The sequence below is a fragment of the Microbulbifer mixtoriginis (SeqCode) genome, assembly GCF_052466865.1.
The window spans coordinates 2,558,756-2,583,066 of record NZ_CP174293.1 but is presented as its reverse complement, the minus strand read 5'-3'; the positions used below and the strand labels follow the sequence as shown (position 1 = coordinate 2,583,066).

Annotated in this window: 21 protein-coding genes; 1 reads left to right on the top strand and 20 read right to left on the bottom strand. The window is 50.5% G+C overall.

What is annotated here, in order from left to right:
- Positions 1–3: 3 nt before the first annotated feature.
- The 16 genes from ACJJJA_RS11765 to ACJJJA_RS11690 form a co-directional block, all read right to left on the bottom strand.
- A complete protein-coding gene (locus tag ACJJJA_RS11765) occupies positions 4–2,214 on the bottom strand; it encodes a hybrid sensor histidine kinase/response regulator (RefSeq protein WP_444904698.1) in 2,211 nt (736 codons plus the stop codon).
- 45 nt (positions 2,215–2,259) lie between these two features.
- Positions 2,260–2,463: a DUF2788 domain-containing protein gene (locus ACJJJA_RS11760; protein WP_252085852.1), complete on the bottom strand. Its 204-nt coding sequence runs from the start codon at positions 2,461–2,463 to the stop codon at positions 2,260–2,262.
- 109 nt (positions 2,464–2,572) lie between these two features.
- Positions 2,573–2,845 carry an acetyltransferase gene (locus ACJJJA_RS11755; protein WP_252085851.1) on the bottom strand — a complete coding sequence of 91 codons (273 nt, stop codon included), beginning with the start codon at positions 2,843–2,845 and terminating at the stop codon, positions 2,573–2,575.
- A 225-nt stretch (positions 2,846–3,070) separates the two neighbouring features.
- Positions 3,071–3,556, bottom strand: coding sequence for a type II secretion system protein M (locus ACJJJA_RS11750; RefSeq protein ID WP_444904697.1), 486 nt, complete (start codon positions 3,554–3,556; stop codon positions 3,071–3,073).
- Positions 3,557–3,599: 43 nt separating this feature from the next.
- The gene (gspL, locus tag ACJJJA_RS11745; protein ID WP_444904696.1) at positions 3,600–4,934 is read right to left on the bottom strand and encodes a type II secretion system protein GspL; all 1,335 of its coding nucleotides are present in this window, start codon (positions 4,932–4,934) and stop codon (positions 3,600–3,602) included.
- A 33-nt stretch (positions 4,935–4,967) separates the two neighbouring features.
- Positions 4,968–5,963, bottom strand: coding sequence for a type II secretion system minor pseudopilin GspK (gene gspK, locus ACJJJA_RS11740; RefSeq protein ID WP_444904695.1), 996 nt, complete (start codon positions 5,961–5,963; stop codon positions 4,968–4,970).
- Complete coding sequence (gspJ, locus tag ACJJJA_RS11735) at positions 5,950–6,759, bottom strand: type II secretion system minor pseudopilin GspJ (RefSeq protein WP_444904694.1); 810 nt, start codon at positions 6,757–6,759, stop codon at positions 5,950–5,952. Before gspJ ends, gspK begins: the two co-directional genes overlap by 14 nt.
- A gap of 5 nt (positions 6,760–6,764) precedes the next feature.
- The gene (gene gspI, locus ACJJJA_RS11730) at positions 6,765–7,148 is read right to left on the bottom strand and encodes a type II secretion system minor pseudopilin GspI (RefSeq protein ID WP_444904693.1); all 384 of its coding nucleotides are present in this window, start codon (positions 7,146–7,148) and stop codon (positions 6,765–6,767) included.
- The gene (locus ACJJJA_RS11725) at positions 7,138–7,725 is read right to left on the bottom strand and encodes a prepilin-type N-terminal cleavage/methylation domain-containing protein (RefSeq protein ID WP_252085845.1); all 588 of its coding nucleotides are present in this window, start codon (positions 7,723–7,725) and stop codon (positions 7,138–7,140) included. The genes gspI and ACJJJA_RS11725 overlap by 11 nt, the downstream gene beginning before the upstream one ends.
- A gap of 20 nt (positions 7,726–7,745) precedes the next feature.
- Positions 7,746–8,174, bottom strand: a complete 429-nt coding sequence (gene gspG / locus ACJJJA_RS11720) for a type II secretion system major pseudopilin GspG (RefSeq protein WP_252085844.1) — start codon at positions 8,172–8,174, stop codon at positions 7,746–7,748.
- A gap of 266 nt (positions 8,175–8,440) precedes the next feature.
- Positions 8,441–9,658 (bottom strand): type II secretion system inner membrane protein GspF, encoded by a 1,218-nt coding sequence (gene gspF / locus ACJJJA_RS11715; protein WP_252085843.1) that lies wholly within the window; start codon positions 9,656–9,658, stop codon positions 8,441–8,443.
- A gap of 2 nt (positions 9,659–9,660) precedes the next feature.
- Complete coding sequence (gene gspE, locus ACJJJA_RS11710; protein WP_444904692.1) at positions 9,661–11,157, bottom strand: type II secretion system ATPase GspE; 1,497 nt, start codon at positions 11,155–11,157, stop codon at positions 9,661–9,663.
- Entirely contained in the window at positions 11,154–13,193 is a 2,040-nt protein-coding gene (gene gspD, locus ACJJJA_RS11705; RefSeq protein ID WP_252085841.1) for a type II secretion system secretin GspD, read from the bottom strand. Before gspD ends, gspE begins: the two co-directional genes overlap by 4 nt.
- Positions 13,194–13,251: 58 nt before the next feature.
- Positions 13,252–13,944, bottom strand: coding sequence for a type II secretion system protein N (locus ACJJJA_RS11700; RefSeq protein WP_444884975.1), 693 nt, complete (start codon positions 13,942–13,944; stop codon positions 13,252–13,254).
- A gap of 221 nt (positions 13,945–14,165) precedes the next feature.
- Positions 14,166–15,095, bottom strand: coding sequence for an electron transfer flavoprotein subunit alpha/FixB family protein (locus ACJJJA_RS11695; RefSeq protein ID WP_444884976.1), 930 nt, complete (start codon positions 15,093–15,095; stop codon positions 14,166–14,168).
- Positions 15,095–15,844, bottom strand: coding sequence for an electron transfer flavoprotein subunit beta/FixA family protein (locus ACJJJA_RS11690; RefSeq protein WP_252085838.1), 750 nt, complete (start codon positions 15,842–15,844; stop codon positions 15,095–15,097). Before ACJJJA_RS11690 ends, ACJJJA_RS11695 begins: the two co-directional genes overlap by 1 nt.
- 353 nt (positions 15,845–16,197) lie before the next feature.
- Here ACJJJA_RS11690 and ACJJJA_RS11685 point away from each other — a divergent pair, with 353 nt between their 5' ends.
- The gene (locus ACJJJA_RS11685) at positions 16,198–17,835 is read left to right on the top strand and encodes an electron transfer flavoprotein-ubiquinone oxidoreductase (protein WP_444884977.1); all 1,638 of its coding nucleotides are present in this window, start codon (positions 16,198–16,200) and stop codon (positions 17,833–17,835) included.
- A 130-nt stretch (positions 17,836–17,965) separates the two neighbouring features.
- Here the strand turns inward: ACJJJA_RS11685 and ACJJJA_RS11680 are convergent, their stop codons facing one another.
- The 4 genes from ACJJJA_RS11680 to ACJJJA_RS11665 all read right to left on the bottom strand — a co-directional run bounded on the left by ACJJJA_RS11680 (position 17,966) and on the right by ACJJJA_RS11665 (position 24,167).
- Positions 17,966–20,695, bottom strand: coding sequence for a TonB-dependent receptor domain-containing protein (locus ACJJJA_RS11680; RefSeq protein ID WP_444904691.1), 2,730 nt, complete (start codon positions 20,693–20,695; stop codon positions 17,966–17,968).
- Positions 20,696–20,816: 121 nt separating this feature from the next.
- Positions 20,817–22,466: a beta-helix domain-containing protein gene (locus ACJJJA_RS11675; protein ID WP_444904690.1), complete on the bottom strand. Its 1,650-nt coding sequence runs from the start codon at positions 22,464–22,466 to the stop codon at positions 20,817–20,819.
- A gap of 467 nt (positions 22,467–22,933) precedes the next feature.
- Positions 22,934–23,497: a DUF1285 domain-containing protein gene (locus ACJJJA_RS11670; RefSeq protein ID WP_444886117.1), complete on the bottom strand. Its 564-nt coding sequence runs from the start codon at positions 23,495–23,497 to the stop codon at positions 22,934–22,936.
- Positions 23,490–24,167 (bottom strand): TetR/AcrR family transcriptional regulator, encoded by a 678-nt coding sequence (locus ACJJJA_RS11665; protein WP_252085834.1) that lies wholly within the window; start codon positions 24,165–24,167, stop codon positions 23,490–23,492. The genes ACJJJA_RS11670 and ACJJJA_RS11665 overlap by 8 nt, the downstream gene beginning before the upstream one ends.
- Positions 24,168–24,311 lie beyond the last annotated feature (144 nt).

Genomic DNA, 24,311 nt, shown 5'->3' with positions numbered 1-24,311 from the left:
ACTCTAGGCGCTACCCAACCAACGGGCCAAGGTTTCCCGTAACAGATCCTTGCTCAGGGGTTTGGTTAGATAATCGTCCATTCCTGCCGCTAAACAACGCCCTTCGAATTGTTCTTCCGTGGTACTGGTTAAAGCAACGATTGGTAATCGATCATCAGGCCTGTGCTCTGTTTCCCATCGGCGCAGTATCTCGATTATCTCGGCACTGTGATCGGTATTTTGCTGACAATCTACCAGGGCCAGGTCGTAATGCCCCTCTGATAAACGCAGCAAGGCCTCCTCTCCATTGCTGGCGATATCCACCTGGTAACCGAGTGCCTGCAACATCTCTTCCGTTACCCACTGATGTGGACGGGAGTCCTCCACCAACAGCAGGGAATATTGCCGTGGCTGGTCGGCACCACCTTTTACTACACGCCGAGTAGTTCGCTTGGCGCCGCCAAAGATTCTCTCCACCAGAGTATCGTGTAACTCCTTACGGGTTACCGGTCGTCCCAGATAGAGAGCCGAAGGTACGAGTCTTTGCAATTCCGCAAAAGAGGACTTTTGACCAAAGCCGCCCAGGCATATCAATGGGCAATCACGGTCCTCAGCATGAGTCTTTTCAAAGAATGGTGTAACTGATTCGAAGAGTATCTCATCGCCCATGGCGGGCACCAACATGATCAGTTGCCCTCGCTCCAAAGCCTGCTGAAGGAGCTGCTGTACTTCACACTCGCAACCTTCACACCAGCGCTGGGACTTTACATCCATACCAAAGGAGCGCAGCATCTGCATCAAGCCGGAAATAAACAGGCCCTTTTGGTGTATCAGTAAAACCTCACTATCCTGCAAACGGCGGTCCGGGGTTAAGTAGGTACGCTGATTAGGTTCAATAGTAAATTTGACTACGACCTGGTAGCGGTTACCGTCTTGATTGGAGTGCAGTTGTAGATACCCCCCCATAGCTTCCGCCAGACCCTTGGCGATAGACAGCCCTAAACCTGTAGTTACCTGATTGGTATCCATTCTGGAAAAAGCACCAAACAGCTCGCTCTCATCGGGCAGGATTTCACCGCGGCCGTCGTCTTTCAGAGTAATATTCAACTGCCCTTCTACAGAGGTGATCGGGGTAAAACTCACTTCGCCCCAAAGCTCTCCCCGTTGGGCAATTCCCGTAGCCGAGTCCACCAGATTGCGAATCAACTGAGCTGTTTTACGATTATCGCCAGTGACCATTACCGGCAGGCTGTCATCAATCTGAAAGTTAAATTCCAAAGACTGACTATGGGCTGCTCGCGCAGCGAACTTGAAGGACTTTTCAATGGTTTTGACCAGGTTAAATGGCCCCTGGCGCATACGGATATCTTTGCGAGCAACGCGGGTAAAAAGCCCCACATTGTCCACTAGCTTAAGCTGTTGGCTGCTGGCATTTTTGGCCAGCCCCACCCACTCTTTTTGACGCTCGCTGAGCGGTTCTGCCTCCAAAAGAGACAAGGCCCCCAAGGCATCAGAAAGCTGGCTGCGGAATTCCTGACCAATATTAACAATAAATTCATTCGTCAATTCAACGGCCGCTTCAGAGTGCTTTCGTGCTGCAGCCAGGCTGCTCGCACGCTGCTGCAACTCCTGCATAGCCGACAGACGTTCCCAATAATTCTCCGACTCTCGCCGCCCCTGGTGAGCGGTCAGCCAGATAAAGGCCAGAGTGAGCGTCCCGTAAATAGTGCCGAGGATCATGCCAGAGAAAAGAGCCATCAATGCCGCTGGCAGTAAAGAAGTAACCGTAAACCAAGAGAGAAAACGGTGATAAGGCGAGAATACCGTGGTCACGCTGGAGCAGAAGATGACGGTATAGATCCACAGGAAGTGGGTCTCTGGGGCAAACCCCATATAGTAAACAAAATAGAATAAAGTCAGGCCCCACCAGATAGAGCCAAGAATCGATACAAAAAAGTAATGATTACGCCAGCGATTGGGTCCCGAACTATACAAATGACCAAAACGAAAAACGTAGTAACCGCGGATCAGCGTGAGAACCACTAACCCGGCCCCTAGAATCAGCAATAAGCGCGGAGCCTCCAGGCGCATATCTCCGATAGTGGCCGCGATCAAAAATGCACAGAATGAGAGCACCATGCCTCGCCGGCTATATTTGGCGATACGCATATCGGTGGCTCGGCAAATACGCCGATCCTTCTGCACCTTGAGTTCAGGGCGATCAAATAATGTCATAGCGACCTTCCCTGGAGCATTGGGTATCCGGTGACATAGAGGTCCCTAGCCTATCCCAAGTACTTCAACCAGTACTGTTTTTATAATAAAGCCGAGCAGTCCAAGACCGAGTGCCAGAAACAGGATAAAGGTGCCAAACCTACCCGCTTTAGAATCCTTGGCCAGGTTCCAGACGATAAACACCATGAATAAGATTAGTGCGCCAATTCCCAACCACAGGGAATACTCTTCAAACTGCTCAAAAGTCATGCAAATCTTCGCTTGTAAAAATTGGCGCGCATTGTACAGCGCTTAACAGCTACAGGTAAGACTTGGCCGAATACAGTCGGTCAGCTCACCCATTAACATGACTGGCAGTTCAAGCACCCTGATAATAGTCACCATCTTCCTGCGCGTGGGTTCCACAGCGCAAACGACGCACTTCCTTCTCACGATAGCGGCTATCGTGCCAACATCTTGGTAGTGGCTCACCAGACAGAAAACATAAGTCTGTTTTATCGAAAACTTCTGGGTCTTGTACCTCTTCCCCCCACAGATAGCGGCCAACTACCGTGAGCTCATAGGGATTCGAGAGTGTGACAACATCTGCCACCTCAACCAAGTGCTTGGTGGTTACATCTTTAAAAAGCATAGTGGCACCTTTTTCCACTTCCCATCTTCAGTATAGGGCTTTTAGCGACAATTCTGGCTAAATTAGGGTTTATTGAAAAGATGTAAAAAAGAAATGCAGCTACAGGGCAAGGAGGAGCACATAATTGTAAAGAGCTTGTGATCTGCAGAACACATATGGATTGATAAGGAGAAGCCTAATCTTATCCGGACTTCTCCAAATTCTATAGAAAATGATAGGGCTCCTTTAGCCCTCAATAGTCAGGCGAGCGGAAACCATACCCTGCTCCGGCAAGGCATCAAGGTTGATGGTGCGAACACCCAATTGTTCTTTCATCAGCTGGTTTAGCCATGGCTGAAGATCCTGATAGCGCACCTCCTCAACCCATAGACGAATACGATTTTCCCCTTCGGGCTCAAATCGTTTAATCGTGACCCGGTTTTGCTTGGCCGCATTAGTTACCCGCTGCAACAAAGTGCCGGAAGCCTGGCCGCCCCCACTATTGGGTTTAACACGGGAGAGCACGGGTCGCTGGGACTCCATCCACTGAACCAGCTCCTGTGACTCCTCTGCTCGCGCGCGAGACTCATCGAAAAAACCTTTGGCCGGACTGTAAAGGCCATAGACAATAAAAAGCGCCCCGGCAAAAAGACTAAGGATGCTCAAGGCGCGTTGATCACTGGGTGACATCGCCTGCCACTTCTGTTTCCACTGCTCGATTTGTTCTTTCATTCTGCTTTAAATACCGAATTCTTTCGCCTTATACCTTGCGCCTCTAGCGCACACGCACCCGCCCGGATACGCCCGTCTTCAACTCATTGGCACCAAGTAAATCTGCACGCAAACCATTGCCAGACAGCTTGCTGACAAAAGTGTCCAAATCTGAGAGGTTCTGTGCCTTAAGCTGCAATACCATTTCACCGCGCTGGCCATCAAAGCGAAGTGATTGAAGTTGCAACTCTTTACCTCGCTGTTGAGTCCACACCTTACTGAGCTGCTGCATATGGGTGGTAAAGGCGCCGCCCTGATTCCCCGCATTTTTTAAGAAGCCATTTAGCTGCCTACGCATCTGGGCCGAGGGACGTACATTGGGGAACATCTCTGTGAACATGGCTCTAGCCTGCTCTTCTGCCTGCTCAGCCTGCCAGTGGTAGTAGGCCCCAGCACCGACAAAAAACAGAAGTTGTGCGGCAAAACAGAAGGCGGCTACTTTGGCCGGCTTTAGCCACCATACCGACTCAGTTTTGCCGCTGGCTAGTTGATAATCCCCACTGAGCAAATTACTAAGTTTGCCGGGCTTATAACGCTCAAGAAAAACTTCTTCAGGTGGGCGCTGATTGACTTGTAGGCGATCGGCAAAAAGTGATTCCAGCTCGGCAACAACAAGACCGTCCTCTTCACCGCCACCCAGTAACAGGAGTTCTTTGCCCTCTTCCCCTTCCTCCTCATCAGCACCTTCTTCAGAAGCATTATCTACGTCAAGAAGGGAGCCTAACAGAGGCTGGAGGTATTCGCGGCGGATCGACAATCCCTGCCCCGTCGACTGCCAAAAATGAGCCTGCTCTCCATCCAACCAAAGGGAAAGGTCAATATCGAGTAGATCCAATAGTAAATATTCTGGTAATGCCGCAGTCAAAGGCCAGCCGAGTCGCTCCACCTGGCTGTGCAAAATTTCCATTTTGTCTTTGGAAATCGCGTAAATGCTACAGATATCACCATTGCGAGGCGCACAGACAAAATGCAGATCTTCTACATCCTCCGCAAGCTGCTCTTCGACCATATAGCCAATAGCGTTGGCCTGACGTCTAGCTGCTTTGGGGATAGATTCAACGCCACTCCAAACCCAGTTACCAGGCAGAAGTAGCAGCGCCTTGCTGCCCTCTGGCAAGTTCAACGCTGGGTGGATGTCGGGTACAGCCGATGCCTCAAACTCTGGATTGAAGGCTGAAAGGAATTCATCATCCAGAGCAGCTTCACACCAAGAGCCATTCTCCCACTGATGTAAGGTGAGCCCACCGGCGCCAGTTTCAGAGAGCCGCAGCAAGACCAAAGCTGGCTTGGGTGGCACTGCAGGCATGCCGATTTCAGTTACGCTTTTCTTTTTAAACATACAATCTTATTGGCTATCTACTATCTAGACTCGCTACGGTGCCTTGTAGTCGAGTAATTCCTGCATCATTGCACCAGAAAAAGTGCGCCGCTGGCGCTGTACAACTTTGACTTCACCGTCCCCGCCCTCATCGAGCCATAGAGACGTCTCCCAATACTGGCGGTAGTCTTCACTATCTCCCAATTGGACAGCAATACGCGCCAGAAAGTGCTGGCTATGAAACACAAACTGGTTGGTGTTGTTGAAGCCATGAGAGGACAAATCCCCCGACTGGCTGAGGATGCCGCCAGACTCTCGAAACAGCAGCAACTTACTCACGCTAGCAGAGGGGTCCACCGCTTCCAAAAGCTCCTGAGAAGCCAGGTTGACATTGATCTTGCTTCCAGTCTCCGGCAGCGCACACAGGAATGGAGCCAGCTTCTGCCAGTCTTCCGGCTCCATACCCTGTACAGAAGACAGTTCCGATATATCACTGATTAAGGTGTCTGGGGTGCGATGGGCAAGATCCCTACCGAGATAGCCATCGTCCTCGGTTGCTGAAGAACGCGGCGTGTCGTTGTCATCCATCCAGTCGGCAATAGTCCCGGCTAAGTCTGATTTTCCTGTAACATTACTCACCAGTCGGCGAAAAATATCAAACTGATCGGTGCCGTTACCGCTATCGACAAGATTATTTACATTAAAGCAAGAGTTTAAGTCTTTAATATTTATGCGTATTTTTCCGTTATCAGGATTGAACTGCAACGCCGGTGCTGCCCAGGCCTCAAGAGCGTGATCGGCAGGTTGGGCAGCGTCTTTATCCTCTTCATAATCCTTGAGAAGCGCCACCCTACTCCAGGCCTCAGCCCCAGCGACAAACTCGGCTAATTGCGAATTGGCCAAAAGAGCACCGCTTCGGGTGATGGAAATCTGATCGCGGGTAATGGCGTGCGAGACCAGGGCAATTGCAATCACCATTACAAGTAAAACGGTAATTAAAGCCACGCCCCGCTGGCGGCGAAAAGTCTTTATCGACTTAGAGCCGCTCATCGTTACCACCTCCGCCGGAATTATCCCCACCTGAATTGCCGTCGTTTGAGTTGTTCCCACCTCCAGAGTTGTTCCCCCCTCCATTACCACCGTTGCCGGAATTAGCTCCAGGAGGACTGAACTCTACAGTTGAGAAGGAGAATACGCGGCGTATTTCACCGTACTGACGAGTCATTAACACGAACTCGATAGCCTTTGGCAGGCGGCTATCTGCACTGGTAGTAGATGCTGTAGTACCGGCTGGCGGCCATTGGGCAACCCAGGCATCTGAGCTAGGGTCAAAATATTGTAAAGTCAGGCTCTCCACACCGGCGAGCAGAGGTTCAACAATTGGCTCGGAATCAGGGCCTCGGTCTAAAACTTGCCAGCGACTGCGCAATAACAAAGCCCCAGGATCTTCCTCTTCAGTAAAGGAGCTGCTTCTCTCATCGTCTTCTGGGTAGCCGATACTATAACCCAGCCGCTGAAGTTCACCCCGAGGCTCACCAATAAGGTTTGCCGCCCCAAGGCGGGTAAATTCGAATTCGTCCTGATCACCGCGCAAAGCGGGTTCATAGCCCGTATAGGCATTTTTAATCGGTCGCGCTGTTACCTGGCGTAGGTCCTCCTCCAGACGATAGAGAGCCATGGAAAAACGGCGCAACTCTTCTGCACGACGCTCAACAACACTGTCGGAATTATGGAAAACTTCTAGAAGGGAAAACGAACCAACACTGATAATCGCCACCAGCACCAGTACGACGAGCACTTCTACCAGAGTAAAGCCTGACTGGCCCTTTATTGGAGAAATCTGCATAGAAGCTACTCCTGCGCCGCCCAGGCATCCAGTGTCAAAGTTGGGTTTTCGGCATCGGGGTAACCCACTTGAATCACGATATGGCGAAGGCGCTCTTCGCTGGTTGCCTCTACCTTTGCGGTCACTTCCCAGTCTCTCTCCGCAAAGGACATTTCCTCTTTTTTCTCACCAATCGGGGGCCAGGGAGTTTGTACTCTAATTTGCGAAAGTACCTGTTGAGCGACCCAGTTAGCTGCGAGCCGCTCCTCCATAACTCTTTGGCGCTGCACGCTGCTCTGCATAGTACGCAATACGCTGGCGGCAATAACCCCAAAGATGACCAGGGCGATCAAAACCTCAACCAGGGTGAAACCGCCCTGTCGGGCCAGGGAATTGCGCTTAAAGATCATCGGCTTGCCACTCTAGCTGCAAGCCATAGAGGCTACTGTAAGAAATTGTCGCGCCACGAGAGAAGTCACCATCCTCGACCAGAAAAACGGCTAGTTTGATCGGGAGAACTTCACCACTCGATAAAGCGACAAACTGCGGCTTGATCTTCTCCTCATCGCTCTGCTCTTCAGCAAACTCTGTGGATTGGGTGGAAGGCAGTTCCGCCTCTTCAAGCACCTCCAAACGAACGATAGCGGGAAGCTCATGAGCCGCAAATCGCTGGCTGCGCCGACCGGCAGCAGCCATATCGGGAGCCTGCCAAGTCATTGAAGTGGGATCAAATCGCACTACCGTATAAGACTCGGGTTCAAGCACTACGCCGTAATGGGCTTTATCTATCAGGGCACGGTCCGCGACAAGCTGCAACAAGGCGGAGAGACGTTGAGTCTCCCCTTCCCAGACACGCACCCCGGAACTGCCCAGGGACATCATGGCCATGCCAGCCAAGCTGGCGATGATAACAATCACCACCAGAATCTCGACCAGCGTGAAACCCTGATTACGCTTGAGCCTACTGCGGGCTGATCGCCTATACATCGATTGCTGATTGAACCGAGTTACAGGTCAGCGGCAAAAATATCGGCGGCTTCACCCTCTCCACCAGGCTTACCATCTGCACCCAGGGAGAACAAATCGAATGCGCCGGCACTGCCGGGGCTGATGTACTGGTAGTGATTACCCCAAGGGTCCTTGGGCGCTTTCTTTAAGTAAGGCTCAGTCCAGTTTTTAGCTTCGGGAAAACCGGAGGGACGGGAAACTAGAGCTTCCAAACCCTGGTCAGAACTTGGGTAAACAAAGTTGTCCATGCGGTACATGTCGAGGGCAGTCTCGATAGCACGAAGGTCAACGCGAGCGGCCTTCATACGGGCTTCACCAGTTTTGCCCAAAACACTGGGAACCACCATGGCGCCGAGAACACCGAGGATCACAATCACCACCATGACTTCAATCAAGGTGAAGCCACCACTTCTGCGTAGGTTTCGCATTTTTTTCTCCAAGTTCAGCTGAAAGCTGGGAACCCCCAGGGCCACGAAGGGAATCGTGGCCCCAATTTAAAAATATTCAGTTTTTGTAAAAAGAGATCTATCTACACTCTCAAAGCAGTAAGAAGCCGAGCACCCCTACTAAGCCGAGTCCAATAAGTACCCTTGAGGCCTCGCGTAGGGTAAAGCCACGGCTGTTTAGTAAGGATTTCATCTTCCCCTCCTAAATAACCTGCATCCTGAATCTGTGGACTTCACTACTTTGAACTCTACATAGCCAGTTCGTTCATGCTCATAATTGGCATCATGATGGCCATCACGATAAATAGTACGATAGCGGCCATAACAAGCAACATCAGCGGTTCGAACAAGCTCACAAAAGCAGTCACCGCCCCCTGAAGGTCTTGCTCCTGGGACTCCGCAGCCCTCTGCAGCATTTCGTCCAGGGTGCCAGAAGACTCACCACTGGCGATCATATAGATCATCATTGGCGGGAAATACCCAATATCCTCCATAGCTCGGTGCAAACTACCGCCCTCACGTACCGTCTTCTGTGCAGTTTCCAGACGATCCTTTAAGAACTCATTGGTCATTACCCCGCGAGCAATACCCATTGCCTGCACCAGTGGGACACTACTGCCGGTAAGGATCGCTAAGGTTCCCACATAACGGGCACTCTGCGCACCGCGAACCATCCAACCAATTACCGGCAGGTCCAATAGGCGATGGTGAAACTTATATTTGATCGCCGGGCGGCGCAGCATAATGACCACACCCGCAATAATGGCCCCTAGCGCTGGAGGCACCAGCCAGCCCCAGGCGGCAATAAAGTCACTCATTGAGACCAGTATCCGAGTGGGCAGCGGCAAAATTTGTCCTGTGCCGGTGAAGACCTCAATGACATCCGGCACCACATAAACCATCAGGCCAGTAACCACGAGGACACAGATAAATACCAATACCATGGGGTAAATAAGTGCCAATTGCACTTTCTGACGAAACTGCTGCTGCCCCTCGGTGTAATCTCCCAAACGTTCCAGCACCGCATCCAAGTGTCCGGAGTGCTCACCGGCCTCCACGGTAGCCCGGTAGAGCTTGGGGAAAGCCTTGGGGAAACACCCAAGGGCCTGGGCAAAACTGTGGCCCTCCAAAATCTTTCCGCGCACCGCCAGCACTACCCGCCGGATTTTCTGGTTGCGAGTCTGGTTGGCAATTGCCCCTAGGGTCTCCTCCAACGGAATACCGGCGCGCAACAAAGTGGCAATTTGGCGGGTAAGCAGGGCCAGATTTTTAATGCTGAGCCCGGGACTTCCGGACATAAAACCGCCAGCACTCTTCTCAGATTGCTCGGCGGCAGGGGTAACATCCAGAGGCACCATGCCTTTAGCACGCAATTGCTGCCGCGCCGAACGGGCACTATCGGCCTCTAGGGTTCCCTTGCTTTTTCGACCGGATGCCGCGAGGGCTGTGTACTCAAACGCTGCCACGATTAAGACTCCTGGGTTACCCGCATGACTTCTTCAAGGGAAGTCCTGCCGGCCAGGACCTTGGCAATACCGTCATCGCGGATACTCGGCCCCAATTTACGTGCTTCTGCCACCAGCTTGCTCTCGGAGGCTCGATCGTGGATCAGCTGGCGCATGATTTCATTAAGCGGCACCAACTCATAAATACCGATTCGGCCCACATAGCCGCTATGGTTACATTCATCACAACCATTGGGGCGGTAGATGAGAGCATCTTCAGCGGGAGCGACGCCGAGCACTACCCTCTCCCCTTCATCGGGAACATGGGGCTGCTTACAGGTAGGGCAAAGCACCCTGACCAGGCGCTGTGCCAGAACTCCAATCAAGCTGGAGGACAGCAAGAAAGGTTCGATGCCCATATCCATCAGACGGGTAACAGCACCAAGTGCAGTATTGGTATGCAGGGTTGAGAGTACCAAGTGACCAGTCAAACTCGCCTGGATGGCGATCTGCATAGTCTCAAGATCTCGAATCTCACCAATCATCACCACATCCGGGTCCTGACGCAAAATTGCGCGCAAGCCCCGTGCAAAAGTCATATCTGCCTTGGTGTTGACCTGGGTCTGTCCAACCCCTTCCAGGTTGTATTCGACCGGGTCTTCCACCGTCAGGATATTTTTTTCGCGGCTGTTAATGCTGCCGAGGCCGGCATAGAGAGTGGTCGTTTTACCTGAGCCCGTCGGGCCCGTAACCAGAATAATGCCGTGTGGGTGAGCCAAAAGCTCAGTCATGACATTGTGGTCCCGCTCGGACATGCCAAGTTTGGACAAGTCCATTTTACCCGCTTGCTTGTCAAGCAGGCGCATCACCACCCGTTCACCTGCCGAGGACGGCATGGTGGAAACACGTACATCGACTTCACGCCCGGCCATCAGCAGCGAAATACGGCCATCCTGCGGAATACGCTTTTCAGCGATATCCAGCTTGGCCATTACCTTGATACGGGAAACCAATAGCGGAGCCAGGGCGCGCCGAGGCTGCAACACCTCGCGCAGCACGCCGTCTACCCTAAAACGCACAATCAAGCTTTTTTCAAAAGTCTCAATGTGAATATCCGAAGCCCCCTGTTTCAGGGACTCCGCAAAAATCGCATTGATCAGCTTAACGATGGGCGCATCGTCTTCCTGCTCTAGTAGGTCTTCTGTTTCCGGTAGCGAATCTACAACTGCGGCCAAATCCAAGTCATCACCCAGCCCCTCGACTTCGGAGAGGTTGCCCCCCTCACGGTTTTCGTAGAGGCGCTGCAAGGCTACCTGGAAAATTTCATCTTCCACCGACTCCAGGCTTACCGCACCACCATTGATACGTTGCACCTCGGCAATCGCAGAGGGGCTCAGCGGTGCAACGTATTGGCACAGCGGGCGCCCCTCCTGCTCCAGTAGCAGGACCTTGTGGCGCTTAGCGAAAGCATATGGAAGGCGACGAATTGCTGGAGTCCCTGTTCCTGTATCAACCGTCATTTAGATTCTTCTACCTCCAGCACCTCAACCTCACCATCCAACACTTCAACCTCGCCAGGTACTCCCTCAAGGGCGTCTTCCAGGTTGTCAACGGCATTGATAGAACCATCTACCGGCGCTGGGCTTTCGTTATAAGTTCCTGTTGGCGGCATCAGGTCAGGCAGTGCATCACCGCGGTGCCAATCCCACAGCAGGCTCGTTCTGTCTTTCAAGAAGATCTGCTTCTGCTGCATATCCATGTAGCGTTTGCGGGTTTCTTCATAGCCAGCCAACTGGGTGCTCAGAATCTTGGGCTTCAGGAACACCATCAAATTAGTTTTTACGACTTTCTTGGTGTTGTTTCGGAACAGACGCCCTATTCCTGGAATATCCCCCAACAGAGGCACTTTCTGCACGGAGTCAGTAACATTATCTTCTATCAGCCCACCCAAAACCAAAATCGCACCATCATCAATCAATACCTTGGTGCGAATTTCACGTTTACTAGTAACGATGTCCGAGGCACCCACAGCGGCATCAGCAGCAGCGGAAAGCAGGTTTTCAACCTTCTGCTCAATTTCCAAAGTTACCGAGTTATTGTTATTTACACGTGGAGTGACTTTGAGGGTGGTACCAATATCTTCCCGCTGAATAGTGGTGAAAGGGTCGTCATTGCTACCGGACAACAATTGCTCACCAGTAATAAAGGGTACATTCTGCCCGACGAGGATTTCAGCCTCTTCGTTATCCAAAGCCATAATGGTCGGCGTAGACAGAATATTGGTATTGCCCGCTGTGGCAAGCGCATTCACTGCAACTCGGATATCACTTCCACTCAAATAGCCTAAATGTAATGCATTCGCGCCAGTGATACTCGTGAAAGGAAGGGAGAACGGATTGATATTCCCATCTCCGTCTTCAGCCGGTAGGTTGTTCCAGCCGGCAACAAGGTTTTCATCACCCGTGATCCAGCTGATACCAAGGTTATTATTGGTATCCTCTTTAACCTCGACAATAATGGCCTCAATCAGCACCTGAGCACGACGTACATCCAGCCGTGCGATCACGCCTTTCATTGTTTCCAGTAGTGCCGGAGGCGCGGTGAGAACCAGCGCATTGAGGGATTCGTTGACCTGAATACTGACTTCAACGTTCGCAGCCTGCTGGTCTTTTTCTGTATTCTGAATACTACCGCTCATGCCTTCCAGAATTGGTTTCAGGTCGGCGGCATTGGCATACTGAACATAAACCACAGCCGTATTGCCATCACCATCCAGCGGCTGGTCCAAGCGGGCAATAACGGTTCTGATCTGCTGGCGTGTTACTGGGTCACCGGTCAAAAGAACGCTATTGGAACGCTCGTCCACTGCGATTCGCAACGGCTGAACTTCCCGGCCAGCGCCCTTGCCACCAGACGCCTGCAACAAGTCATTGAGAATTTGCTTCACTTCTTTGGCGGAAGCAAACATCAGTGGCACCACTTCAATGTCGATGGCACCTGCACGATCGAGCTGTTTTACCAATAGAACAATCTGGTCAATATTCGCAGCACGATCAGCAATAATCAGGGTATTGGTATCAGCATAAGCTGCCAGGTGGCCAGTCTGAGGAATCAGCGGGCGCAACATAGCGATCAACTGGGAAGCTGAGATATTCTCAACTCGAACAGTACGAACGACTAATGATTCGGCCGGCGCACGGGTATTTTCATCAGCAACCGGAATCGCCTGCTGCTTGGCAAGGGCATCGGGTACCACTTTCCAGGTACCACCCTGCTCTACCAGGCTGAAACCATTTACTTGAAGCACCGACATAAAAACATCGAAGGCTTCATCATGTGTCATAGGGTCACCGGCAACAACGGTGACTTTTCCCTTTACATTGGGGTGGACAATTATATTTTTTCCGGTGAAATCCGCTGCCCAGTTAATCAGGTCGCGAACATCGGCATTGTCGAGAGAAAGGGTAACTCTCTCCGGGCCCTGAGCCAGCGTTGCAGTAGACACAAAAAAACTAAACCCGACCGCAATCAGCCGTCGATAAAACATCTTCATCATTATTTATCTGGCTCTAGTAAATGTTCAAAAAACTCAAAACAATCTAGTTAGACAGTTTTTATTGGGGCTGGCGCTGAGCACGACGCTCACGGGCCAGTTCACGCAGCTTTTCCATCCGCTCTCGAATACTTTCCTGGCTCGCCTCACGTCTTGAGGAACTTCCCGCACTACTACTTTGCCTAGATTTGCGTGACAGGCTTGAGTAGTTTTTCAGCGGGACATTGGGGCGGCCATCCATCTCGGGATATGTCAGCTTTTCCATCCTGCCATTACGACGAAGAACTACATGGTCTACCTCAACAGAATAAAGTTCTGCGCCACCAGGAAGGGAATCCCCCACATACAAACGCTTTGCAGGCTTGCCTTTTTCGGCAACCAGGGCGCTGGCTTTACTCTTGTCCGAATTATCCAAAACGCCAGAGAGGACGATGTTCAGCTGGGTTATAGGGAGGTTGGAGAGATCAACTTCGGGAACAGCTTCTTGCTTCTTGGCTTCGGCATAACCAAAGAAGGGAGTGTTCGGTATTGAAGCTGCCTGGGGGGCACTCACACGACTATCATTGCGCTCGGCCAGCAGAGACTCTTCCGGCTCTGCAGGAATCAGTAAAGAGCCATAGGCAAGTAGATTGCCAGATACCCACAGCAACCCCACCGCAGATGCCGCCATGGTGCCACGAGAGAGCGATCTGCGTGAATCGCCCTGGCTAAAGCCTTTACCGACTGAGCCAATGGCTCGCTTTAATGGGGACATGAACATACCCACATACAAGTTCAACTTTCTTAGGTTATTGGTTTTTGACGCCTATTTTGTTGCCTTCGCCTTCGAAAGGCAACGCTCCTGCCCAGTTAAACGTTGCAAACCAACACTTCGTCCCCGAAATTGCACACTAGTTCCGTAGTCCAGAAGCCAAAAATGAGAAAAGGCGACAATACGCCGCCTTTTCCAGTACTGATCAGTATACTAATCAGAAATTACAGCTTTGCTTCCAGCTCGGGGACTGCTTCAAACAAATCTGCCACCAAGCCGTAGTCAGCAACGGAGAAGATTGGAGCCTCCTCATCTTTGTTGATAGCCACAATAACCTTGGAATCCTTCATGCCAGCCAAATGTTGGATGGCACCGGAAATACCAACGGCAATGTACAAGTCCGGAGCAACGATCTTACCGGTTTGGCCAACTTGCATATCATTTGGCACAAATCCAGCGTCTACTGCAGCGCGTGAGGCGCCAACCGCCGCACCCAGCTTGTCTGCCAACTTGTACAGCATCTCGAAGTTGTCGCCATTCTGCATACCGCGACCACCGGAAACTACCACGCTAGCGGCGGTAAGCTCAGGGCGGTCGGATTTAGCAAGCTCTTCTCCTACGAAAGAAGAAACACCGGCGTCATCGGCAATATCTACAGCCTCAACAGCTGCACTTCCACCTTCTGCAGCCACTGCGTCGAAAGCAGTAGTACGAACGGAAATCACCTTAATGGCGTCAGAGCTCTGCACGGTCGCGATAACGTTGCCAGCGTAGATTGGACGCTTGAAAGTATCGGCACTCTCTACAGAGATAATGTCAGAGATCGGTTGAACATCCAGCAGCGCAGCGGCACGCGGCAGCATGTTTTTACCGGTGGTAGTGGCTGGCGCCAGGATATGGCCGTAATCTTTTCCCAGATCGGCAACCAGCTTGGCAACGTTTTCAGCCAACTGGTGCTCGTAAGCAGCGTTGTCAGCCAGCAATACTTTGCTTACGCCATCAACTTTAGCAGCGGCGTCTGCAACAGCAGAACAGCCTGCGCCAGCGACTAGGACGGCGATGTCGCCACCGATAGCCTTAGCTGCGGCGATAGTGTTGAGCGTAGCGCCCTTCAGTTCGGCGTTGTCGTGTTCAGCAATAACCAGGATGCTCATCAGATTACCTTCGCCTCGTTTTTCAGTTTCTCTACCAGTTCCGCCACGTCGGCAACTTTAACGCCAGCCTGACGCTCTGCTGGTGGCTCGACTTTCAGGGTTTTAGTGCGAGGAGCGATGTCTACACCCAACTCATCGGGAGTAGTAGTATCGAGAGGCTTCTTCTTGGCCTTCATGATATTCGGCAAAGATGCATATCGTGGCTCATTCAAACGCAGGTCGGTAGTCACGATAGCTGGCAGCTTCAGCTCAACAGTCTGCAGGCCGCCATCGATTTCACGGGTTACCTTCACAGCGTCGCCTTCTACAACCACTTCGGAAGCAAAGGTGCCCTGCCCCATACCAGTCAATGCGCCCAGCATCTGGCCAGTTTGGTTGTTGTCGCCATCGATAGACTGCTTGCCGAGAATAACCATTTGCGGCTCTTCTTTATCGACAATCGCCTTCAGGCACTTAGCCACAGCCAGAGGCTGCAGTTCGGCATCGGTCTCAACCAGAATGCCTCGGTCGGCTCCCAGCGCCAGTGCTGTGCGAATTTGCTCCTGGCTCTGCTTGGGACCCATGGAAACGGCGACTATCTCACTAACAACGCCTTTTTCCTTCAAGCGAACCGCCTCTTCTACTGCAATTTCGCAGAAGGGGTTGATAGACATTTTGACGTTGGCAGTATCAACGTCAGTGCCGTCCGCCTTGGGGCGAACCTTGACGTTGTAGTCGACAACGCGTTTCACAGCTACAAGAACTTTCATGGAAATCCCGTCTCAAATATGCTTTTTAACAGCCGCGACTGACGATTCTCATCGCGAACGGATACGGTGTTCTGGTCAAACAGGTGTTTGAACGGCGTGTATGGTGGCGGTTCTATACCGCAAAATCAATAGCCAAATAGAAGTGACTTCTGCCATTCATGCAATCTATTTCAGGAAATAGAGACCATCTATTCAGCTTCCCTAAGCTGTTGAAATACAGCACATTTGCCATAGCAAATGAATAGTCATGCAATTGGTAGGGTTGAATAAACGCCTATATAATCCGCCCTCTATATAAATGATAAGGCCGGAATGGCCGCAAAAAGTTGAATACAACTGCTGAGGAGAGTGCCGTGGAACGCGAATCAATGGAATACGATGTAGTGATCGTGGGTGCCGGTCCGGCCGGATTGGCAGCGGCCTGCCGTATTCGCCAGCTCAATGAAGATGTCTCAGTATGCGTTGTGGAGAAAGGTTCCGAGGTCGGCGCCCACATTCTCTCCGGCGCAGTTTTTGAGCCAACTGCTCTAAATGAGCTATTCCCAGACTGGAAAGAGCGCGGCGCCCCGCTGAACACAGAGGTCAAGGGCGACGATATCTACGTTCTACGCAGCGATGAGAATTCCATCAAAGTGCCCAACATGTTTGTGCCAAGCACCATGCACAATGAGGGCAACTACATTATCAGCCTCGGTAACCTTTGCCGTTGGTTGGCCGAGCAGGCAGAGAACCTGGGGGTGGAGATTTTCCCCGGCTTCGCCGCTGCAGAAGTTCTGTACAACGAAGATGGCTCTGTAAAAGGTATTGCCACCGGCGATATGGGTATTGGCTTAAATGGTGAGCAGAAAGACTCCTATATGCCAGGCATGGAGCTGCACGCCAAGTACACTCTTTTTGCCGAAGGCTGTCGCGGCCATCTGGGCAAGCAACTGATCGAGCGCTTCAAGCTGGATACAGATGCCGATCCGCAACATTACGGCATTGGCGTTAAGGAAATCTGGAAAGTTCCTGCGGACAAACACCAGCAAGGCCTGGTAGTTCACACAGCAGGCTGGCCTTTGGAGCAAAGCGGCACCCACGGTGGTGGTTTCCTTTATCACCTGGAAGACAACCAGGTTGTGGTTGGCCTAATTACCGATCTCGCTTACAGCAATCCACACGTAAGCCCCTTTGACGAATTTCAGCGTTACAAACATCATCCGGTAATCAAACAATACTTGGACGGTGGTCAGCGTGTCGCTTACGGTGCACGTGCCATTGTTAAAGGTGGACTGCAATCTCAGCCGAAGATGACCTTCCCTGGCGGCCTGCTGATCGGCGACAACGCCGGCACCCTGAACTTCGCCAAGATCAAGGGCAATCATACCGCGATGAAGTCCGGCATGATCGCCGCTGAGTCCGTAGTGGAAGCCCTTGCCGCAGAGCGCAACAGTGAAGAGCTGACCGACTACACCACCAAGTATCGTGACAGCTGGGCCTGGAAAGAGCTGCATATGCAGCGCAACTTCGGCCCGGCACAACACAAGTGGGGCAACATCCTCGGTTCAGCTTACGCATTTGTCGATATCAATATCTTCAAAGGCAAGCTGCCCTGGACCCTGCGCGACACCAAAGCTGACCATGCACAACTGAAACCGGCTGCGGACTGCGCAAAAATTGATTACCCCAAGCCCGATGGCGTACTCAGCTTTGACAAGCTCTCCTCTGTGTTTATTTCTAACACCAACCACGAGGAAGACCAGCCTTGTCACCTAACCCTGAAGGATCCGGAGATTCCGCTTAACCACAATCTGCCGATTTATGATGAACCGGCTCAGCGTTACTGCCCTGCAGGCGTTTATGAAGTGGTTGAAGATACCAACGGCAAACGTTTCCAGATAAATGCACAGAACTGTGTGCACTGTAAGACCTGTGACATCAAAGACCCAACCCAGAATATTGTCTGGGTTACTCCAGAAGGTGGCGGCGGCCCCAACTACCCAAATATGTAAGCAGTTTGCTTTCTGGCGCCTTCGGGCGCCATTTTTGTATCCGCGTTATTAGTCAGCGCTCTTCTAAGAACGCAAAACCAGATGAACTCCTGCTCCCAGAAGTCGGAAGCAGGATTTAGCAGGCAGAAAATCAGAATTTATACTGAGCACTTAAGGCAAAGAATTGGCCAAGCTTCTCTTCGAATACGATGACGCCATCACGCTCAATCTCGATAGACTCATCCAACAAATTTTGCATCTTGGCTTTTATTGTCATTTCTTCGATGGGATACCAGGAGTAAGTCAAATCCAAAGAATGAAAAGGTTGTTCATATGAGTCTGGATCGAGTTTACGGCCGGCGAGATGCAACCTCTCACCAAATACGTTATACCCCAATGTTGCCGAATGGTTGCCATCAGGACTATCAAAGCCCAAAAGCATATTCACGACAAACTCCGAAGCCCCCGTCATTTCCCGCTCAGGATTCGTAGGCGCATCAGCCTCACCCCCCGCAACCAATTCCGTCTCCTGCAAAGTGACGTTGCCCTGCACAAAGAAACTCTCCATCGAGTCACCCAGGAAGCCGAGCTGCTTCATGCCCTCGATTTCAATACCGGTAATTTCTCCAGACTCGGCATTAATAATTTCCCTGGCTACATTGGTATCACTGGAAGCCGCTTCAAAAAATTCTATGGGGTCAATAACATCCTTATAAAAAGCGGAAACCGTTAAGTTGTCCCCACTATCGAAGAACCATTCGGCACGCAGATCATAATTATGGATTTCAGAGGGACGAACACTGGGGTTACCTTTGACCTGCTCTCCAGTAATAGGATCGATATAATACGCATCGGTAATTTCACGAAGATCCGGCCGTACAGCTGTCTTTGAGACTCCAAAACGAAGCTGAAAAGTCTCCGTCCAAAACTCTCCCATATAAGTCAGTGAGAAAGATGGATAAATGTCATCTTCAGAATATACGGCTTCCAGCAGTTCTTTCGGGTCAGTTATTACTTGAGGGTCATCTATGGTGTAGCCATAAGGATTCCACTCAAGTGCCACTTGACTGTAATCCTCCCAGCGCGCCCCAGCCGAAATTCGCCAGGTTTCAAATAATGTCCAATCGAATTTACCAAATACTGCATCTGTAGCCGTAGCTGCTAAATAGCTTTGCTTGTTACTTCCCGCCAAGTCGAAAACGTAGTCATTTCCATTGTTGGTGATATTTTCATCACCAAATACCTCGCCCAGCGGGCCAACGAGTACATCTTCAGTAGCCACACTGAAGATATCTAGGCGCAGCTCAGTTTGCTTGTATGAGCGCCCCATCTCCATCCTCGCGAAGCCGCCCGTCAACTCCCAACTTGAAAATGAAAATTCTAGAGGCAAGTTGACTGACCAACCGTAATTTTTGACTTCGTCTTCAAGCTCTGTAAATCGGAAACCTGCACTTCGAGAACCCGTACTGACCTTAGAGCTAAGCACTTCACCCGTCGTAGGATCAGTAACTGTATCGGAAATGACGTCGACCTGATTGGGGATATCTGTGGTCGCTGTTGCATCCGAATAAAACCAATCGACAACCACCTCTTCCGGAACCCAATTGAGGAGGTCAAAGGGCATAAGAGTTTTGGTCTCAGGCCCCAGAGAGTGACTGCCCTTGACCTGATTCAGGGCTAGCTCTCTCTCTTCATACTTCAGCAAATACTCACGATAACCAGAACCGTCCGACACCTGTCGATTCTCATTAAAGTAATCAGTAATAGAAGTTTCATCATCAGTATTGCGCAGGAATATACTCGTAGTTTCAATCACATGCTCATCAGCAAAGCGTATACCTAAATTTAAATTCCCACTGATATCCACTGAATAAGTTGACTTGTTACGATTATTCAATTGCTCTTTGGGGGCACCAAAATTGCGTAGGGTTCTCTCAGACTCCCTCCACTTATTTTTATAAGAAGCTCCAGCCAGAAACCCCAACTCCCAATGATCATTGAGGGAAAAACGATTGCCTACACTCGCTTTCACATCCCCATCCAAATCACTGGAATCCTCTTCGATAGAAATATCACGATTGAGATTTAAGGCCAGTTCACGATTTAGCGCTTGAGCTGCATCATCGGCCTCCTGCTCACTGGCATACTGATTTCCCTCCTCGACCAGAACTTTTCTGATATCGGAGATACCCAAGCCTCCCCTAAAGCGTTTTAGCGCTGCAGATATTTCTCCTGGGAGTGCCCTGGTACCATCATCAGTTCCGAAGATATCATCATCCCCACCCTGATAACTCAGAACCTCACCGCTGGTTTCCGTATTGCTTCCTGTGCCTAACTCTACAGAATAAGTCAGATCATCGGGAATTCCCTTTGTGCGAATATCCACATTGCCACCGCCAAAGCTAGCAGCCTGATCAGCAGAGTAACTCTTCTGAACAGCCAGGGAATCCACTATAGAAGTAGGGAATAAATCGAGGGGGATTACATTTCGGGTCAGGTCCGGTGAGGGCACTATCGCACCATTTAGCGTGGTACTTGAGTAACGCTCCCCCAATCCACGTACATAGACGAACTTATCACTCACGAGCGACAGTCCTGACACCCTGCGCAACGCAGCCGCCACTGTAGAATCCCCTACCCGACCGATCATCTCGGCACCAAGGATATCGGTGACCACTTCTTCTTCCAGGCGCTCACTGACCAGGGCCTCTGCGGAGTCCCGCAAACGCCCCTGAACTACCACTTCTTCAATCCCTTGTGCTGTACCAGTGCTTTCTTCCACCAAATCCGCATCCTGGGCAAATACACCAGGAGCCATAGCAGAGGCCGCGGTAATAGCCATTACCAACGGCAGTCTCTGGAAATTTTCATATTTAGCCATTACACGGGCCTCTTATCATTCCTATTTTGGGGTATCAAAACCAAACAGGGCGCCAACCCCATCAGCGAAGGCGGCGCCCTGCAGGTTCAGGAGAAATACTCCTAACAATCCCTAAAGCTAATTATTCAAACCAGAGAGGCTGTGCACGGTTGCCCTGGTGAAGGCCGTAAGTCCAACCTTGAGTCCAGTCAGTGCCATTTATATCGAGGGCACCCAAGTATGCGCGTTCAAACGCAGTTACAGTAGGCACGGCATCATTGATGCGCTGTTGATCAGCAGCCACCGTATAGATTGCAGGGGCTCCGTCTAGCAAAATAAAATTGGTATCAATACCGATGGTTGGGCTCACCGCACCAGAAATCGGGGCAAACTGGTTACCGTTATCTTCAGCCCAGGCCACTAAATCGAATGAAGCTTCGTCGGTTTTAGTGCGATCTTCACAAGCGAAAATGTTTGAGGTCAGGGCTAGCTCTTTTCCGGAGGTCGCTTCGTTACGGGTTTGAGCACTCTCCATACGTAAACAGTAGTTGCTACCATCATCAGCCGTTTCGTCAGCTTTAAATGAGGCAACGATTATTGAGTTAGTAATCATTGGGTAAATACCCTCACGCAAGCGCCACCCAGCACCCGGATCATGCGTACCTTCTTTTTGAGCAGAAACGATACAAGTCAGACCATCAATCATAGGGCGACTGTTAAGCCCTTGATTAATCAGTGCGGTGTAATCAATCGTGTCTTTATAAGAACCGATTCCATCTGCCTCAATACAGTGGTTGCCATCATTTTCACTCTGAATCACCAGGGCATTGGTGATACTTCCGCGGTAACCCTCGTCAATATCGATTGAGTCATCTCGCACATAAAGAGCAACATAATTATTAATATCTACCGCACCACCAAAGAACTCAATCCCATCATCAAAAGTGGAATAAGCCTGCAAATTGTTTACCACAGTCCCATTTCCAACCGCATCAAATGAGATACCATTGAGCTCATCGCCACTAGCGACCAAGGCTCCAGTATGTTTTACGACGACATAGGAAAGCTCACCAGAGTTATCCGCATTGTTGTCGCCGCCGTAGTATGAAGTGTTATCGTCAGTAGACCCCTCGGCAGCAACATGACACTCTCCATCCAAGACCAAATCTCCGCTACCAATAGAGCCTTTATATTTACATTTATTGGTAACACCAAAACCATTGATAACCATTCCACCCCACTGGGATACTGCATCAGCAGTCACAGTGCCGCGAACATCAGTTTCAGAAGTGAAGGTAATTGGTGCGGTTTCAGTACCACGGGCAAAAACTTGCGAGCCACGATTCACGACCATAAAAGCCGAGTTATCCTTGAACGCAACGGTTGTCCCAGCCTGTATCTCCAGCTTTACGTTATCTCCTCCCTTGGTGATACCAGCGGCCTGCAAGTCGGCATCACTAGAGAAATTTTCACCAACAAAAAGACTACCATCAAAAATATGGGCTCCACCTTCTGAAAGCGCCGGGAGGTACAAATCTTCAATTAAAGGATTGGATGCAGAAACAAAATCGGTTCCATATCGGCAGTTACCACTCTCGTAGGTACCTTGCACGCCCGAGCTTTCGATAATTGCACAGGGGTTTTCTGAAGAACCACTTCCAGAATTATCAACAGAGTTATCTACTGAATTATCTACGGTCTTAGGCTCAACACTGACACCACCACCATCACAACCCGCCAATAAAGCCGCAATTACAGCAGCCAGGACAACTCGATTTTGTATACGCTTCATACCCCCCCCTAAAGGAATTAATATCCAAAATATGAGCAGCCTATGAATATTGACCTCAGATTTTACTTACAGGTAAAAACTTGAAATCAAATAATTGACTGCCTGAACACTATGTTTGTTTTTACGCCTAAGCGAATAGGACGAAGGGGAGTGTAGAAACGGCGTATTGCGAATTTGTTAACTTTTTATATGTTTTCAGTAATTTTTGCACTAGAAACTTGAACTTTACATTTAATTGTATTTTTTATTTCCCTTGGATTTACATACGCTTTCAGAAAAATGAAAGAAATATAAAAACCATTAAATCTTGCCAATTTGCACAAGACTACAAAGACTTCAAAAAAATATGGAAAGTTATGAATCTAGGGAGAACTTACGTTAAAGGCGATTTCAAGAGGGGCTTATCTAAATAGTTAGATAAACCTGGGGGAATAGAAAACAACCCCAGGTTTAGAAAAGGGCGCTTGCTAATAAGAACCCAAAAGAAATTCACCACCCGCACTGCGTATAAACAGCTGCCCAGAACCATTTTCCCCCAGCCTTCTCTCTTCTGCCCAATCTACCAGCTGGTAGAAGACATCACGGGACACCCTGGCCATTAGGCCATTTCGGGCTTCTACGTAGGGGACTGGCTGCGCAGGTGTGCCGAATTCTTGAAGCTGCCAATTGCTACCTTGATTCAGCTCGATGACATCGCCCACACTCGTAGTGAATAATAGCCGCTGCTCCTCACCCTCTGAGGCACTGCGCGCAACCTGAGTAGCTACAAAGGGGACATCCTCAACCTGTATTCGCAGCTTTTCGACAGGAGTGACCAGAAAGTACTCATCCCCTTCCCTCTTCAGAATGCTAGCAAACAACTTCACCAGTGGCTGGCGGCGGATTTCGGTTCCTTCATGAATCCAGCGACCATCACTCTTGATCACCATATCCATATCGCCACAGAAATCCGGGTCCCACCGGTCAACCGGTGGGTGCCCGTGGAACTCCTTTTGCAACTTTTGCAGTTGCTGAAAAAGTGGCTCAGCCAAAGGAGGACCCCGCCGTGTCGCCAGAATGGCCGCTCTCCATGGGTTTACGCTGTGAGGTATCACCAATGTGTACACCCACATCCATAATAAACTCCATCAATCCCTCACGATCCTCGATCACATCGGCAAAGGATTTGGAGTGATAGAGCTCTACTGCGCCCTGCACTAGGGCCCAGTAAGTGGAGTAATAGAAATAGGCAGGCACTTTTTTCAGCATCCCCTGCTCTATCCTGCGCTCAAATACTCGGTTTAAAGCCGAGGTGTTGGAGTTACGGATAGCGTGTAATTCGGAGATCATCTCAGGCGCCAAATTGAGAGAGATAATCTTTTCTTCCAAGCGCTGAAAGAGGCGATCCTTACCAGGATCAGCCATACGGGACTCAAAGTAGGCACGGGCGGGCGCGGTAATGTCGCCTTTCTCTGCATTCTCTACTGCGATCTTCAGGCGCTCTGCCAGGGACTTTTCATAGTCCATCAGCAGCCGCATATAGATTTCTGTTTTAGAGATAAAGTGCTTGTAGATGGTGCCTTTGCCTATATCTACACGCTCAGCAATCTGCTCAACCGTGACTTTCTCTTCACCATGCTCCAGCAGAAGCTCCAGAGCCGCATCCAGGATGCGCTGCTCTCGCGCGCGAAACCTCTGAACCTTCTCTTTTGCCTTATCCATACTTCCGACCTTCTCTGCCCGTAATGTTGGGGACTGAAATTGACTATTCATTCATGAATGATAGGCAATTCGAGTCGCTTGGAAAAGAGAATCGGGAAATTAGCCTAGAAAATACGCCCAAAGAGAGAGCAGCCCGCCTAAATT